Annotated in this window: 15 protein-coding genes and 1 pseudogene; 2 read left to right on the top strand and 14 right to left on the bottom strand. The window is 64.8% G+C overall.

Annotation, left to right across the window (positions count from 1 at the left end; genetic code table 11):
• Entirely contained in the window at positions 1–396 is a 396-nt protein-coding gene (locus G432_RS19405; RefSeq protein ID WP_014072602.1) for a mercuric transporter MerT family protein, read from the bottom strand.
• Between the two features lie 76 nt (positions 397–472).
• Between G432_RS19405 and G432_RS19400 the strand changes: the two genes are divergently transcribed.
• Together G432_RS19400 and G432_RS19395 are read left to right on the top strand one after the other, a co-directional pair.
• Positions 473–895 carry a MerR family transcriptional regulator gene (locus tag G432_RS19400; RefSeq protein WP_014072603.1) on the top strand — a complete coding sequence of 141 codons (423 nt, stop codon included), beginning with the start codon at positions 473–475 and terminating at the stop codon, positions 893–895.
• Between the two features lie 170 nt (positions 896–1065).
• Entirely contained in the window at positions 1066–1626 is a 561-nt protein-coding gene (locus G432_RS19395; protein WP_004213255.1) for a recombinase family protein, read from the top strand.
• A gap of 43 nt (positions 1627–1669) precedes the next feature.
• Here G432_RS19395 and G432_RS19390 read toward each other — a convergent pair.
• From G432_RS19390 to G432_RS19330, 13 genes and pseudogenes are all read right to left on the bottom strand, one after another.
• Positions 1670–2089: pseudogene (locus tag G432_RS19390) on the bottom strand (phosphomannomutase); the annotation flags it as partial.
• Positions 2086–4587: a heavy metal translocating P-type ATPase gene (locus G432_RS19385; protein WP_004212886.1), complete on the bottom strand. Its 2502-nt coding sequence runs from the start codon at positions 4585–4587 to the stop codon at positions 2086–2088. The pseudogene G432_RS19390 and the gene G432_RS19385, both read right to left, overlap by 4 nt.
• Positions 4584–5192 carry a cation transporter gene (locus G432_RS19380; protein ID WP_004212885.1) on the bottom strand — a complete coding sequence of 203 codons (609 nt, stop codon included), beginning with the start codon at positions 5190–5192 and terminating at the stop codon, positions 4584–4586. Before G432_RS19380 ends, G432_RS19385 begins: the two co-directional genes overlap by 4 nt.
• The gene (locus G432_RS19375; RefSeq protein ID WP_004212882.1) at positions 5189–5875 is read right to left on the bottom strand and encodes a ZIP family metal transporter; all 687 of its coding nucleotides are present in this window, start codon (positions 5873–5875) and stop codon (positions 5189–5191) included. Before G432_RS19375 ends, G432_RS19380 begins: the two co-directional genes overlap by 4 nt.
• Positions 5876–5878: 3 nt before the next feature.
• Complete coding sequence (locus G432_RS19370; protein ID WP_004212881.1) at positions 5879–6292, bottom strand: hypothetical protein; 414 nt, start codon at positions 6290–6292, stop codon at positions 5879–5881.
• A 47-nt stretch (positions 6293–6339) separates the two neighbouring features.
• Complete coding sequence (locus G432_RS19365; protein ID WP_009824022.1) at positions 6340–6717, bottom strand: hypothetical protein; 378 nt, start codon at positions 6715–6717, stop codon at positions 6340–6342.
• Positions 6714–7202, bottom strand: coding sequence for an SRPBCC domain-containing protein (locus tag G432_RS19360; RefSeq protein WP_004212879.1), 489 nt, complete (start codon positions 7200–7202; stop codon positions 6714–6716). Before G432_RS19360 ends, G432_RS19365 begins: the two co-directional genes overlap by 4 nt.
• Positions 7203–7255: 53 nt before the next feature.
• Entirely contained in the window at positions 7256–10501 is a 3246-nt protein-coding gene (locus tag G432_RS19355; RefSeq protein WP_015449231.1) for an efflux RND transporter permease subunit, read from the bottom strand.
• Positions 10502–10504: 3 nt separating this feature from the next.
• On the bottom strand, positions 10505–11683 hold the full coding sequence (locus tag G432_RS19350; RefSeq protein ID WP_004212877.1) for an efflux RND transporter periplasmic adaptor subunit: 1179 nt from the start codon (positions 11681–11683) through the stop codon (positions 10505–10507).
• The gene (locus G432_RS19345) at positions 11683–12960 is read right to left on the bottom strand and encodes a TolC family protein (RefSeq protein WP_013039111.1); all 1278 of its coding nucleotides are present in this window, start codon (positions 12958–12960) and stop codon (positions 11683–11685) included. The genes G432_RS19350 and G432_RS19345 overlap by 1 nt, the downstream gene beginning before the upstream one ends.
• A 60-nt stretch (positions 12961–13020) precedes the next feature.
• On the bottom strand, positions 13021–13317 hold the full coding sequence (locus G432_RS19340; protein ID WP_007406840.1) for a hypothetical protein: 297 nt from the start codon (positions 13315–13317) through the stop codon (positions 13021–13023).
• Positions 13318–13390: 73 nt separating this feature from the next.
• Positions 13391–15358 carry a cytochrome c/FTR1 family iron permease gene (locus tag G432_RS19335; protein ID WP_004212871.1) on the bottom strand — a complete coding sequence of 656 codons (1968 nt, stop codon included), beginning with the start codon at positions 15356–15358 and terminating at the stop codon, positions 13391–13393.
• On the bottom strand, positions 15358–15984 hold the full coding sequence (locus tag G432_RS19330) for a cation transporter (RefSeq protein WP_004212870.1): 627 nt from the start codon (positions 15982–15984) through the stop codon (positions 15358–15360). The genes G432_RS19335 and G432_RS19330 overlap by 1 nt, the downstream gene beginning before the upstream one ends.
• Positions 15985–15999 lie beyond the last annotated feature (15 nt).

Here is a 15999-nt window from a genome sequence, read left to right as displayed (position 1 = left end):
TCAATAGAACCAGGGTGCCCACCAGTCGATGGTGAGCGCCAGGATGGCGACGGCAAGGCCCAGCCACAGCACCGCCTTGGTGGTCCAAGCCGATTGTGGACGAGCGCAGTAGGAACCGTCTTCACAGGGCGGTTTCGGCTTGAAATAGACATGCCAGAAGCCGTAGCCGAGCAGCGCGAGCGTTACGCCTGCGACATAGGGCTTGTAAGGTTCGAGCGCCGTCAGGTTGGCGATCCACGCGCCGGAAATTCCGAGCATAACCAACAGTAGCGGGACGACGCAGCAAGCCGAGGCGAGCCCCGCGCCGATCAATGCGCCCGCCGCAACCCAGTTTGCCTGCTTCGGCTCGTGGTTTTCGGTGAGGGCTGGCTGTCCCGCTTCCGGCGTTGAGACCATGGCTTGAATCCCTTGTTCCAACTGAGTGATTCGCAGTGTAGGCTCTGTAGCCACTACAGACTCAAGAGGTATTTTCATGGAGCAACAGGTCGGCATCTTGCGTGCCCAGCTTGCCCGGAAAACAGGCTGCAATCTCGAAACCATCCGCTATTACGAGAAGGTGGGATTGCTGCCGGGGCCGCCTCGCAGTTCCAACGGCTACCGCGTCTATTCGCCGGAACTGGTGCAAAGGTTGCAGTTCATCCTGCGCGCGCGCGACCTTGGCTATGCAATGGATGAGATACGGTCATTGTTGTCGCTCACCGATACCGGTGCACAAACCTGCGCGGAGGTTATGGCGAGAACCGAACTCCACCTTGAAGATGTCCGCCGCCGCATTGCAGATTTGCAGAAGATAGAGGTGACGCTGGCGACCACGTTAGCCAGATGCACTGGAGATGACGTTGCCGAATGTCCCATCCTGGAAGCACTCCAGTTTTTACCCCATCAAGGCAATTGACGCCATCTTTGAGGGATTTGATTTTGTGATGTCAGCTTGGAGTATAGCCTAACCGGACGTCAGGGCGCTACCGCGGTTTCTGTCAGATTAGGGTACTAAACGGAATTTGTTGACGAATGTCGTTGCGTATCATAGATTTCAACCTGACATTTTGATGGAGAGAGTGCGCAGTGAAGGGGCAACGGATCGGCTATGTCCGGGTCAGCACGTTCGATCAGAATGTGGATCGCCAATTGGAAGGTCAGTCGCTCGATCGGACCTTCACCGACAAGGCATCGGGCAAGGACGTCAACCGCCCCCAGCTTGAGGCTCTGCTCACTTTCGCCCGCGAAGGCGATACCGTCGTCGTCCACAGCATGGATCGGTTGGCCCGCAATCTGGATGACCTGCGCAAGCTGGTCCAGGGCCTCACCAAGCGAGGTATCCGGATCGAGTTTGAGAAGGAAAGCCTGTCCTTCTCGGGGGAGGACTCCCCGATGGCCAATCTGATGCTCTCGGTCATGGGTGCGTTTGCTGAGTTCGAGCGCGCCCTGATCCGCGAACGGCAACGCGAAGGCATTGCGATCGCTCGGCAGCGCGGCGCCTATCGGGGGCGGAAACGGTCGCTCTCGGATGAGATGATTGCCGATCTGCACCGCCGCGTTGCCGCCGGTGAACGCAAGGCGACCATCGCGCGCGACATGGGCATCAGCCGCGAAACCCTCTACCAGTACCTTCGCGCCGCTGCCTGACACCAATGTTCACATTATGTCCGGAAAATCGTTGTTCAGCGTACAAAGCTTGAGGTGACGCCAGGCCCGAAAAGGTGATCTGGCTGCCCCGGTCCTCGATCCGTTCGCCCCAGATACGTTCGTCGGCGAGACCGGCATCGGTCAGCGCCTGATCGAAGGCCGTGCGGATCTTCGCCTTCTCCGCGTCGTCGAACAGTTCGGCATAGACCGCGCGCCAAGCGCCATTGATGAACCGATAGAGTTTCGTGCCTGTGGTCGGCATCAACCAGAGACGGTCGAGCGCGACGCCGGCAGGAAGGCGCGAGGCGATCTGCTTTTCGAACTGCGGCCAGTCCCCGCCCGAGATCACCGCCACATCCGTGATGGCGAGCAATCGGGCGAGGATTGCGGCCATATCCTCCGATAACGGCCGCTTGCTCTCGGCAAGCGTGCCGTCGAGGTCGAAGGCGATCAGCCACTTCATGCCGCCTTCCCTGCCGGATCGCGGTAGGCGAGCAGCCTGAGCGCATTGATGACGACGAGCAGCGTCGATCCCTCATGAACCGCCACCGCTGGCCCAATGCCGAGGCCGAGGATGGTAGCAGGCACCAGGAAGGCGACGACACCCAGGCTGACGAAGACGTTCTGCCGGATGATTCCACGGGTATGGCGGCTAAGACCGACTGCGAATGGCAGGTGCGCCAGATCGTCGGCCATCAGCGCCACGTCGGCTGTCTCCAGCGCAACGTCCGACCCCGCCGCGCCCATCGCGATGCCGACCGTGGCGCTTGCCATCGCCGGCGCATCGTTCACGCCGTCGCCCACCATCGCGACCTTGTCTTCGCCGGCGAGCTTCTTGATCGCGGCAACCTTGTCTTCGGGCATGAGGTCGCCCCACGCTTCGTCGATCCCGACTTCGTCGGCGATCGCTTCGGCGACTTTCTGGTGATCGCCGGAGATCATTATCATCCGCGACACGCCCATCTCGTGCAGCCGACGCAACGCGGTCTTGGCAGCTTCGCGAGGCGTGTCCATCAGGCCGATCGCGCCCAGGTCGCGGTCCCCCTTGCGGACCACCATTGTCGTGCGGCCGTTCTCGCGCAGCTTCGCGATTGCGTCCTGCGCGCCCTGCCCCAGCGCCGGAATGCCCTCACTTCCGAACATCTCGGCCTTGCCGATCCACACCGTCTCGCCATCCACGCTCGCGGTGACGCCCCGACCGGTCAGGCTCTTGAGGTCGCCGGCAGTCGGCACGGCACGATCGTTCAGACGTTCGCGGCCGTCCTTGACGATCGCTTGGGCCAGGGGATGGTCGCTCAACGCTTCGACGGCGACAGCCAGCGCCAGCAACTCGCCTTCATCGGCGCCATCGACGGGCACGACATCAGTGATGCGCGGACGACCTTCGGTCAGCGTGCCCGTCTTGTCGAAAGCGATCGCTTTGAGCGACCCGAGGTTTTCGAGCGGTGCACCGCCCTTCACGAGCACGCCGCCCCGCGCTGCACGGGCAACGCCCGACAGGACCGCGCTCGGCGTTGCGATCGCGAGCGCGCACGGGCTTGCCGCCACCAGCACCGCCATCGCGCGATAGAAGCTGTCGCGGAACGGCTCGTCGACGACCACCCATGCGAACAGCAGGAGCACTGACAGGACCAGGACGGCGGGCACGAAGATCCGTTCGAACCGGTCGGTGAAGCGCTGCGTCGGCGACTTCTGCGTCTCCGCTTCGCTCACCATCTTCACGACCTTGGCAAGCGCGCTTTCATTGGAACGGCGTGTCACCTCGATCTCGATCGCGCCGCCGCCGTTGATCGTACCAGCAAAAACCCGGCTTTCCGCGTCGACTGCATCGGGCTTGGCGCGTGCCGCTGCGGCATCTGCGACCGGCACCTTGTCGACCGGGATGCTTTCACCCGTGACCGGGGCCTGGTTGATCGCGCTGGTGCCCTTGATGACGAAGCCGTCGGCAGGCAGGCGCTCGTTCGGGCGGACGATGGCAATGTCCCCGACGACCATCTGCTCGACCGGGATTTCGCTGGTCTGCCCGCCGCGTCGCACGGTCGCGGTTTCGGGCGCGAGCTTCGCCAGCGCCTCGATCGCCTTCTTGGCGCGGCCCATTGCATAATGCTCAAGCGCATGGCCGAGGCTGAACAGGAACAGCAGCAGCGCACCTTCGGCCCATGCGCCCAGCGCAGCGGCGCCGGCCGCAGCAACCAACATCAGCGTGTCGATCTCGAACTTCTTCATCCGGAGGTTGTCGATCGCCTCGCGCAGCGTGAAGAATCCGCCGAAGAAATAGGCTGCGATATAGCAGGCGGTCGGCAGCCATTCGGGCGCGCCAGCGACCAGCCTCTCGATCGCGTAGCCGATCCCCAGCAGCGCGCCACAGGCGAGCGCGAAGATCAGCTCGGTATTGGGGCCGAGAAATTCGGCGTGGCTATGGTCGTGGCCATCGCCGGGGCCGTGCTTCTCTTCGCCCGCGCCGTGGCCCCCGGGGCCGTGGTCGTGGCCGGCATGTTCATCGGCAGCGACCCGCTTGCCCACCCTCACCTTCAGCTTGCGAAGCGCAGCGCGCACCTCCTCTTCGGTGGTTTCGCGGCGATCATATTCGACCCGGACAGACCCGCTGGTGCTGGCGCTTGCCTGGACCACGCCGGGCAAGGCGCACAGCGCATCGCTGACCGTGCGCGCCCGACGTTCGTGGTTGATCCCCGTCACCTGCCAGATCGCATGGCCGTAGCGCTCGGTGATTTCGGCACCTGCGGCGCGCACCATTTCGCGCAACCGTGGCAGCGGCAGCTTGGCGGCATCGAAATGGATGCACAGCGCCGCTGGCGTGTTGCCGTCGAGACAGATCACATGCGCCCGCTCGACACCTTCGCGCTTTGACAGGGTTGATACGAGACGGTCCAGGCAGGCATCGGCCGCGTCAGGAAGGTCCGGCAACAACACTGGAATGTCGAGTTCGAGCTTGTCGTTCATGACGACCTCCTTTCGCTTTTCTTGGTTTCGGCGCGCGCGTCGCGCAGGATTTCGACACCGCCCTTGATGGCGATGATGGCGGTGGCGAAGCCGACCAGCAGGTCCGGCCAATTGGTACCCAACCACAGCACCAGCACGCCGGCGATCAGGATGCCGCCGTTGGAAATGAAGTCGTTGAAGCTGAAGGTGGTTGCGGCCCGGAGATTGACGTCCGGATCCTTGAGGCGCTGGAGCAGCCGCAGGCAGAGGTAATTCACGACGCCGGCGATCGCGGACATGACCATCATGGTAGGTCCGATGGGCTCGCTGCCCTGCACGTAGCGCCGTCCGACATCGATCAAGATGCCGCCCGCGAAGATCAGCAGCATGACGCCCGAAGCGACCGCGGCGCGTGTCTTCCATGTCTGGCCCCGGGTGAGCGCCACAAGGCTCAGCGCATACACAGCCGTATCGGACAGGTTGTCGACGCCGTTGGCGATCAGCGCGCTCGAGTCCGCGAAGAAGCCGGAAACGAAGAAGCCCGCAGCGATCGCCGCGTTCAGCAGCAGGACGATCCACAGTGTGCGGCGCTCCTGCCCGCCATTGTTGTCGTTGCCCGGGATCATCCCATCATCTCCTCAAGTGTCAGCAGGGCCAGGAAGCCGACGAAAAACATCGAGCTGATGAGCGGGGTGTCGGGTTTCTCGTGCGCCTCGACCAGCAACTCCTCCGTGACGAGGTAGAGCAGCGCCATCAGCCCGAAGCTGAGGAAGCCGGCGATCATCACCGGCGACAGCGCGGCGACCGGCACGGCAGCGAGCGCGCCGATCGGCAGCAGCAGGGCCAATGCCGAGACGATCACGATGATGCGCAAGCGCGAGCGATAGGTTTCCGCCAGCTCGTCGGTCAGCGTCAGTCCCAGAAATAACACTTCCAGAGTGAGCGCGATCGTCAGCAGGAGACCTGCCTTCTCGCCCGCCACGAAAGCGAGGCCGAGCACCAGGCCGTCGACCAGAATGTCGATGCCGATCGCGGCGAGTAGCGCCATCGGCCCCTTGAAGCGGGCCTCAAGAGCCTTGAGCCCCAGCATGGTCGCGACGCCCGCCGCCCCGCCGATCAACGTCGCGCTGGGCGATGCCTCATGCTTGACCTGCGGCAGGATTTCGGTCGCTGCCGCCGCGAACACGACGCCGGCAGCGAGATGCTGTAGGCCCGCCACGAGGCCAGGTTTCAACTTGGTGCGGCTCGCGACAATCGCGCCGAGCACGACCGCCAGCACAGGCGCAAGCGTATAGAGCAGTGCCTGCATTTCCTAGGACTCCTCCGGGGTTCGGTGGCAGACGCGGATCTTCCCGCGTCGCGTGAACGCGATCGATCCGCCCGCCACGACAGCCCGCGAATGGTCGCCGCGAAACTCGTCACCGGTTCGCTGCGCGCGCAGGATCTCGGTCCTGCCCTTCGGCAGCCAGGTGACGGCCATTTTCAAGCCGTCATCGATGAAGTCGACATCGGCGCGTGTGCCGTCGTCGCAGTACATGATGCGCTGCGCGATTAGTTTCGACGTCAGATGCTTTTCATGCGCCGGCTCGGTAGGCTGGGTCGGCGCTGGATTACACGCCCCTATAACCGCCCCGGAGACGAGAACGACGCCGAGGCGCGCGATCGCCAGACCGGCCCGATTCAGGCCGCACAAGGTTGTCACATTTGAAATCGACGTGTCAGACATCGGTCTCTTCCGACGAAGCGCCCTGTGGCGTTCGAAGGCAGGGCAGTTCATCGCGTGCCTTCCTGCTCGCAGATCCGGGTACGGCCATCGCCTTCCACGATGGTGAGCTGCGACCCCTTGAAGGTCGCGGTGGCTGTTTCGCCGACATATTGCAGGCCCTGCGCTGGCGCGGTCAGCATCATCGGCGGTCCCCCGTTGGAGCGCCGCAAATCGATCTGCAGGCCGTTGTCCTTGTAATCGACGAACAGCGGTTCCCCGTCGGAACAGCGATATCTATGCCGCCCCATTTCCCCGGTCGCCACGGCGCTGTCGGACGAATGGATCTGCTGCTCCGTTGGCGGGGCTGGCGGCTTTCTTTCCGAGCACGCCGCGAGCCCGACAACGAGGATGACGGCGGGCAGCACCCGCTTACAGTGCATCATCATCGCGCCTTCCTCCTGTAGCGGAAGGGGACGCGCTGACGATTGATAGCCCGGGCAGGCTGACCTACCCGCCAGCGGAGATAGGTTGCGAGGCGATCGTCAGATTCGACCATCAGGGATCGCAGGCGGCGCAACATCATCGCCGCGAACGGCAGGGAGAGCGCCCCGCGCAGCGTGCAGCTATGCGTTAGCCTGGTGCCGCCATCGTCCCCCGCCAGCTCGTACCGCTCTTCGAGCGTGAACAGATAGGGGATGCCGCAGGACCAAGCGAAGGCGTGCGGTTTATCGAATCGATCAATCCGTGCTGGCGTCCGAATTGGCCGGGTGATGCCCTGGATCGCAAAGGTGCATTCTGTGTCGCCGAGCCGGGACGGATCATCGAGAAATACGAGCGGACTCCACGCCCGGCGATGATCCGGATCGGTGAGTGCCGACCAGATGCGCAGTGGCCCGCCGTGAAGCATCGAGCTGGTTATGGTGCGAGGCATATCCCCATCTCCCAGAGATGGGCGGGGCGATCGCGGATCGCCCCGCCCATCCATCAGGCCAAGTTGTTCACGAAGGTCTGACCGTGGTCGTCCCCTTCATGCTCCTCATTGTAGTGCTCGGGTTTCTCGATCACTTTCTGCCCGAACCGGGCATAGAGTGTCGGCAGCACGAACAGCGTAAGAAGCGTCGCCGAGATCAGACCGCCGATGACGACCGTCGCCAAAGGCTTTTGAACCTCTGCGCCGGCGCCTTCGCCCAGCGCCATCGGCACGAAGCCGAGGCTGGCGACTAGCGCGGTCATGATGACGGGTCGCAGACGCTGCATCGCGCCAACATGCGCGGCTTCCTCGCGGCTCATCCCTGATCGGATCAGATCTTGGATCGAGCTGACCATGACGAGGCCGTTGAGGACCGCGATGCCCGAGAGGGCGATGAAGCCCACTGCCGCCGAGATCGAGAAGTCCATGCCCCGCAGGAACAGCAACAGGACGCCGCCCACCAGCGCGAAAGGCACGCCGGTGAACACGATCGCGGCGTCGCGGACCGATCCCAACGCCCCGTAGAGGAGCAGCAGGATCAAGATGAAGCAAGCCGGAATGACCAGCTTCAGCCGTTCGCTTGCCGATTGGAGGTTCTCGAACTGGCCGCCCCATTCGAGATAGGTGCCGGCAGGCAGCCGGAGTTGGCTGCCGATCGCCGCCTGCGCATCCGCCACGACGGATCCGACGTCGCGGCCACGCACGTTGGCTTGCACCACCACGCGCCGCTTGCCGTTCTCGCGGCTGATCTGGTTCGGACCATCGACCACCTTGATCTCGGCGACGCTGGACAGCGGTACATAGCCGCCGCCTGCCACCGGCACCTGCACCTGTTGGAGCAGGCCGATGTCGGCACGCTGCGCCTCCGACAGGCGGATCACCACGGGGAAGCGACGGTCGCCCTCGAAGATCTGGCCCGATGTTCGCCCGCCGATCGTCGCAGTCACGGTGTCCTGCACATCCTGAGCCGTAACGCCCAACCGCGCCATCGCGTCGCGGTTGACGCGAATGTCGAGCATGGGAAGACCGGTCGTCTGCTCCACCTTCACGTCCGCTGCGCCTTGCGTTCTGCGCAGCACCGCCGCGATTTGCTCGGCCGTCCGGTTCATCTGGTTGAAGTCGTCCCCGAACACCTTCACCGCGATGTCGCCGCGCACGCCGGCGATCAGCTCGTTGAAGCGCATCTGGATGGGCTGGGTGATCTCGTAGGCATTTCCCGGAATCTTCGCGAGATTACCCTCGATCCGGCTGACCAGCTCCTCCTTGGGAAGCTCAGGATCCGGCCAATCCTTGCGCGGCTTCAGGATGACGAACATGTCGGTCGCGTTCGGCGGCATCGGGTCGGCCGCCAGCTCGGCGGTGCCCGTCTTGGAATAGACGAATTGCACCTCCGGCTGCTTCGACATCATCCGCTCGATCGGCACCTGCATCGCCTGGCTCTGCTGGACCGACGTTGCCGGAATGCGGAGCGACTGGATCAGCAAATCGCCTTCGTCGAGCTGCGGCAGGAACACCGAGCCGAGCGTAGTGAAAGCAAGCGCCGCCACCACAAGGCTTCCCACACCCGCACCGATCGTCAGCGTCGGGCGCTTCATGGCCCGATCGAGACCGGGTTCGTAGCGCTTCTTCAGCCACGTGATGATGCGGCCGTCCTTCTCCTCGACCTTCTTCGACAGCCAGATCGCAATCATCGCCGGCACGAAGGTGAGAGAGAGGATGAAGGCGAAGGCGAGCGCGATGATGACGGTCAGCGCCATCGGTCCGAACGTTTTACCCTCCACGCCGGTCAGCGTGAGCAGCGGTACGTAGACGAGGATGATGATTGCCTGCCCGTACACAGAGGGACGGATCATCTCACGCGCAGCGGCTGCCACGGTCGCGAGCCGTTCCTTGACGCTGAGCAATCGGCCTTCATGATGCTGTTGCTCGGCAAGCCGGCGCAGCGCGTTTTCGACAATGATGACGGCGCCGTCGACGATCAGACCGAAGTCCAAAGCCCCAAGGCTCATCAGATTGGCCGAGACCCCAGCGCGCAGCATACCAAAGCCTGTCAGCATCATGGTGATCGGGATGACCAACGCCGCGATCAGGGCCGCACGGAAGTTGCCGAGCAGCAGGAAGAGCACGACGATGACCAGCACCGCGCCTTCGGACAGGTTTTTCGCGACCGTCTTGATCGTCGAATTGACCAGCTCGGTGCGGTTCAGCACCGGCTGAATTACGACGTCAGGAGGCAGCGAAGCGTTGATCGTCTTCAGTTTCTCAGCGACCGCGGTCGACACGATGCGGCTGTTCTCGCCGATCCGCATGATCGCCGTGCCGACGACGACTTCGGTACCGTTCTCCGATGCCGAACCCATGCGGATCGCCTGACCCGTCTTCACAGTCGCAACTTGTTCGACCGTGATCGGCACGCCGTTACGTGTCGCGATCACGGTCCTGGCCAACTCGCTGGCATTGCGAACGAGCGCATCCGAGCGAACAGCCAGACCTTCGCCATTGCGATTGACGAAGCCACCGCCGACGCTGGTGTTATTGCGCTCCAGCGCATTTCCCAGGTCCGTCAGCGTGATGCCGAGCGAGGCCAGCTTCTGCACGTCGGGCACGACGAGGAACTGCTTGGCGTAACCGCCAATCGAGTCGACACCGGCGAGGCCCGGTGTGGTCTTCAGAAGCGGCGTCACGATCCAGTCCTGCGCGGTGCGCAGGTAGGTCGCCTTGTCCTCTTCGGTCGTCAGTCGCTCGCCCTCTGGCGTGATGTAGCTGCCATCGGGCTGTTGGCCCGGTTCACCGGACTTGTGCTTGTCGTCCTCGCGATGATCGAGACGAACGGTGTACATGTACACCTCGCCCAGGCCTGTCGCGATCGGACCCATTTCAGGGTTCACGCCGTCGGGCAGATTCTCTTGCACGCCCCGCAGACGCTCGCCCACCTGCTGGCGGGCGAAATAGATGTCCGTCGCGTCCGAAAAGACCGCCGTGATCTGCGCGAAGCCGTTGCGGCTCAACGAGCGCGTATATTCCAGGCCGGGGGTGCCGGCGAGCGCGGTTTCGATTGGAAACGACACCTGCTTCTCGACCAGCTCGGGCGAGAGGGCAGGCGCGCGGACGTTGATCTGGACCTGATTGTTGGTGATGTCCGGCACCGCGTCGATCGGTAGCCGGTAGAGGGAAAAGGCGCCGATGGCGGCGACGATGACGGTGAGGAGCAGGACTAGCCAGCGCTTCTCGACCGCCCAGGTTACGATACGGGCGATCATGGCTTAATCCTCGTGGCTCGCTTCGCCCTTGCCGATCTCGGCCTTGAGCGTGAAACTTCCGGTGGTGGCGATCTGTTCGTTGCCGGTCAGGCCCGACCGGACGATCACCGTGTCGCCCGACGCATCGCCGAGCTGGACCGGGGTCGCCTTGAAGCCGGTGGGCGTGCGCACGAACACGACCGACTTGCCCTCGAAACTCTGGACCGCCGTCGTCGGCACGCGGACCGCCCCGCTCCCGCCGCTGCCCGTGAGCTGCACGGCTGCCGTCACAGGCTCGCCGACCCGCCATTCGCCACCGCGATTGTCGAGGGTGGCGAGCGCAGGCACGAGCCGCGTCTGCGGATCAAGCGCCGGCGACACGAAGGTCACGCGGGCGGTCGCCTGACGGCCTGCCGCCTTCACCAGCACCGTATTGCCGGGACGCACCCGGCCCGCATCCTCGGGCTTGAGATTAAGCGCGATCGACACCTGGCTCAGGTTGGCGATGCGATAGAGTTCGGCATCCGCCGCGACCGTTTGTCCCAGCGTCACGGGGCGCGCAATGATCTGGCCCGAGATCGGCGCGGCAATGCCGAGCCGGTTGAGCCCGCCGCCGCCGACACCCGCCGCCGAAACCATGCTCTGCGCCTGCGTCAGGGCGATCCGCGCCTCCGTCGCCGCTGTGCGGGCGGCGATCAGATCCTGTTCAGGGGAGACTCTCTGCGCGAACAGCCGCTGTTCGCGCGCGAGGTTCGAATTAGCGAGCTGAAGCCGCGCCCGCGCCGCCTCGACCTCGCCCTTGATCTGCGCCGCCTCGCGGCTTTCGATGACCGCAATGGTCTGGCCGCGTCCGACCGATTGGCCGAGGTTACGGGTGAGCGCGACCACGCGTCCCGCAATTGCGGCCGAGACGACCTGCGTTCCCTGTGGGTCGCCCTCGATGATCGCGGGCAGCTCGATCGTCCCGGCCCCGCCGATGATCGGCCGTCCGACCTGGACGCCCGCTGTGGCGATCTGGTCGGCACCCAATGTGACGACGCCTTCACCGGCATGACCGCCTTCAGCACCGCCCTTTTCCGTGCCCGCTGCCGTCTCATTGGCAGCTGCGCCTTCGGCAGTTGCCTCGTTTCCGCCATCCTTGCCGCCGCAGGCAGCCAAGAGCAGGGCGAGCGACGCCGCGCCCGCGAGATAAAAGCTCTTCATCACTGATTCCCCCCATTGGGCGCACGAGCGGTCAGTCGCTCCACTTGCGCGCGGGCATTCTGGTAATTGGCAAGCGCGTCGATCGCGGCGACCCGCGTTTCGGCGAGCGTGCGTTCAGCATCGAGCAATTCGAGCTGGCCGAACTTGCCCTCGCGATAGCCGATCCGCGCGATGCGGGCGGCCTCCTGTGCAGCCGCCAGCGCCGGCCCCGACGCCGCACGAGCCGTCGTTGCGGCATTGGCCGCCTGCGCCTGCGCGTCCGTGATCGCCTGTTCGATGTCGAGCGCGGTCACGCGGCGCTGCGCATCCGCCTGGGTCCGCTGCGCGGTCGCCTGCGCAATCGCGGCGCGACCATTGTTGAACACCGGGATCGGGATCGACACGCTGAACACCGCCGCCATGTCGTTGGTCGCTTCCAGGCGGCGGATCGACGGCCCGACGTTCAGGTCAGGCACGCGATTGGCGCGCGCGAGCCGCACGCCGGCTTCGGCAATGGAGAAATCCGCGTTGGCTGCCGCCAGCGCGAGTGTGCCGGTCGTGTTGACCGGTGCCAACGGCCCATAGACGTTCACATCGGGAAGGCGATCGAGCAGCGTGTCATCGAGCAGGCCGTCGATCGGCCGTCCGATCCGACGCGCCAGATTGGCGCGGGCCGCCTCGGCCAAGCGAAGCTGCCGCTCCACATTGGCGTCGGCATTGATACGCGCGACATCCGCGCGCTGTTGCTCGAGTGGCGATGCCCGCCCTGCCTGCACGCGAACGCTCGCGGCCCGCAGCGCATCGCTGGCGATCCGGGCCTGATCGCGGGCTGTCATTACCCGGCGATCGGCCGCGACCGCTTCGACATAGAGCTGCGTTACCTGAAGCCGGACATCCGCCGCGATGATCGCGGCCTGGATCTCGGCCCGGGACAATTGCGCATTGGCGACCGCGACGCGGGCGCCGCGCTTGCCGCCTAGCTCGATCGGGATCGCAAAGCCGACCGTGGTTTCCGCGCTGCGGACCCCCCGATACGGCCCGGAGCCGATGACATTCTCGACTTGGCCTTGAACCACCGGATTGGGCCGCAAGCCGGCGACTGTGCGACCTGCACGGGCCGCGTCGATTCCAGCTGTCGCCGCTTCCGCAGCAGGGGCCGAACCGCCCGCTGCACTGACCGCTTGGTCAAGCGTGTAGACCGGCGCATCCTGCGCAACAGGCGCGGACGGTCCGACCTGCGCCTGCGCCATCGTGGCGCAAGACGCTGCGGCCAGCATGGCCGCGAGGATACGATTCATGAAAATAGGACTCCTGACGATGATCGACAGGGGCGCGCCAACGCACGCCCAAATCGGACGTCAGGCTTGGGGGGGCCTCAAATGGACCATGCCGGTGCGGCCGTCGAGCGACGCAGAGGCGGAGATTGTCGGCTTGGGCACTGTGAGGACGGGGGTATATTCCATCGTCGTGCGCGCAGGCGCGCCGACGTCGTGTCCGTGACAATAATTGTGATGATGCGGGACATTCTTGTCCGAGTCCGATGGCACCTGATCGATGTCACCGGCGGTATGGACCGTGAACTCAACGCCCGCGATGCTTCCCCCCGCCAGATCGGCGGCATGGGCCATGCCGGAGAAGCTGGTCAGGACCAGCATCAGGCATGTCAGGAAAGGCAAAAAGGCTCGCACTAGCTTGCCTCTATCACGGAAGGGTTTTCATGTCATTGCACTAATTCGAACCAAGGGTCACTGAGCCGGAACCCGAGCGGGATCGGTCGCGCCCGTTCCAGGCGAACCCGACCGCAATGGCGACCGCCATCAGGAGTTGCGCCAGCACCGATTGCCAAGTGGGAAACACGCCGAGCATCGACAGCCGTGGCACGTCCGCGAGCGGTGCGATGTTGATAAGGCCGGCTTCCTGGAGCGCGGCGACGCCTTTACCCGCCAGCACGACGGTCAGGACCGCCATGAGCCAAGAGCTATAGCGGAAGAACTGCGCGATCGGCAGCTTGCGACTGTAGCGAAGCATGGCCCAAGCGATCAGGCTGAGCAGTCCAATCGCCGACCCGGCCCCCGCGAGAAGCATCCCGTTGTCACCTTGCGCCGAAAGCGCGGCATAGAACAGGATCGTCTCGAAGACCTCGCGATAAACTACGACGAACGCCAGCCCGAACAGGAACCAGCCCGACCCGCCCGAGAGCGCCCGCGACATCTTCTCGCGAATATAGCGCTGCCACTGATCGGCCTGCGCCTTGCCGTGCATCCAAATCCCGACCGAGAGCAGCACGACCGCGGCGAACAGCGAGCCAAACCCTTCCGTCAGCTCCCGGCTCGCACCGCTGATCCCGATCGCATAGGTGGCGACCGCCCAGGTGATCCCGCCCGCGATGATCGCGCTGACCCAGCCGCCATGCACGTACCGCAGCGCCTCGCCGCGCTCGGCTTTACGCAGGAACGCGATCATGGCGACAACGATGAGCAGGGCTTCGAGCCCTTCACGCAGCAGGATCGTGAACGCGCCCAGGAACGTGGACGCTTCGGTGGCGGCATCAGGCGCGAGCGCCGCTTCCGCATCGTCGAAAAGGCCGCCCAGTACTGCGACCTTCTCCGCGAGATCATCGGGCGACGCGCCCCGGTCGATCGAGGCGCGGAACTCCCCCATCGCGCCCTCGATTCGACCCATCAGCGTCGCGTCGCGCGCGGTGAGTGTTGGCTCGATCGGCTCGAACCCATCGAGATAGGCCGACAGCGCCAGCTCTTTCGCCATGCGCGCATCGCCGCGCCGCGCAGCCGCCACGCTTTCGGCGAGTTTGGCGCGGGCGACCGCGAGCGAGCCGGGAGCCTGTTGTATCACCTGTTCGGGATGACGACGCAGGAACGCGAGCACTGGGTCAGCCTTGGCGTCGCCGATCGCCGCGCCGAGCGCGGCCGGGGTGAGCGCGACCAGGGTTTTCAGGTCCGGAATGCGCCGGCGAAGGGTCGGGTCGGATTTCCAAAGCCGCTCGCCTTCGCGCGCCTGCGCATCCGTGAAGGCGAAGCTCCCGGCTCGGAATGCTAACGCCCAGCGCTGATCGTTGGGCAGATCGGCGAAGCTCTGCATCGCGGTCCCGTCGATGCCTTGCGTCACCACCTGATAGAGCGCGAACACGCTGCGCTGGCGCGCGCGCTCGGCATCGGTGAAAGCAATCGGGGGCGTAGCGAGCTTGGCGGCGTCAGGGCCACGGCCGTTGCCCGTCATCCCGTGGCAGGACGCGCAGGATTGTCGGAACAGTGCATCGCTGGAGACGAGGTTCGGAGCCTTATCGGGCGCGAGCGGCACCGGGTAGGCGCGCAACAGATCGGCCGCGAGCCCGTGCGCCAATGTTGCCACCTGTTCAGTCGGTCCCTTTTCCGCGATCACCGCCTGGAGGTTGGCAGCCCGCTGGATGAGGGCTTGACGCTCCGGCTTCGCCGGCAGGCCCTGAAGCCGTGTCGAGACCGACGCGGCGAACTCCGTCATCTCGGCATATTCCGACGTGCTCTTGATCCGACCGTTGGCGACCGCGCCGCCATAATCGACGGCCATATAGTCGAGCAGCCGCCATGCGGTTTGCACGTCGCCGGGTTCGGCGATTGCCGCAGCAGGGATCAGCAGCGCCGCGAGCGCGGAGAGCAGCCGCAACGAGAGCATTGCCCGGATCAACGCGAGCAGACGCACTACCGCTCTCCCAATTCGCGCCGAGCGCCAGTGACGATTTCATAAGCGGAGTGGAGGAACAGGAGGGCGATGAGGCCGGCGACGGCGAGGTCCGGCCAGGCGCTTCCTGTCCACGCCACCAGACCGGCCGCGGCGATCACCGCCACGTTGGCGAGCGCGTCGTTGCGGCTGAACAGCCAGATCGCGCGAACATTGGCGTCCCCTTCCCGGAAACGCGCAAGCACCAAGGCGGACACGACATTGATCGCGAGCGCGACAACGCCGATTGTGCCCATCAGTTCGGCATCGGGCGCGGTTGCGTTCAGGGCGCGCCAAATCGCGAAACCGATTACGCCCACGCCAAGCGCACCGAGAAACAACCCCTGCGTCAGCGCGACCTTTGCCCTCGCCCGTGCGGACCAGGCAAGCGCGAGAAGACCGATAAGGCTGATCGACCCGTCCCCGAGAAAATCGAGGGAATCCGCTTTCAGCGCTTGGCTATCGGCGATGAACCCGCCGAACAGCTCGGCGACTCCGAAGCCGAGGTTGAGCACCACGACGGTCAGCAGCGCACGGCGATAGGCCGGATCGGTTTGCGCGCGCGCGGGCTCCCCGTGGCACCCGCAGCTTTCGGTAGAAGCATTCATGCGGCCTTCCTTACC

It is taken from the genome of Sphingomonas sp. MM-1, from assembly GCF_000347675.2.
GTDB lineage: Bacteria > Pseudomonadota > Alphaproteobacteria > Sphingomonadales > Sphingomonadaceae > Sphingomonas_E > Sphingomonas_E fennica.
This window is presented reverse-complemented; position numbering and strand designations above follow the sequence as displayed.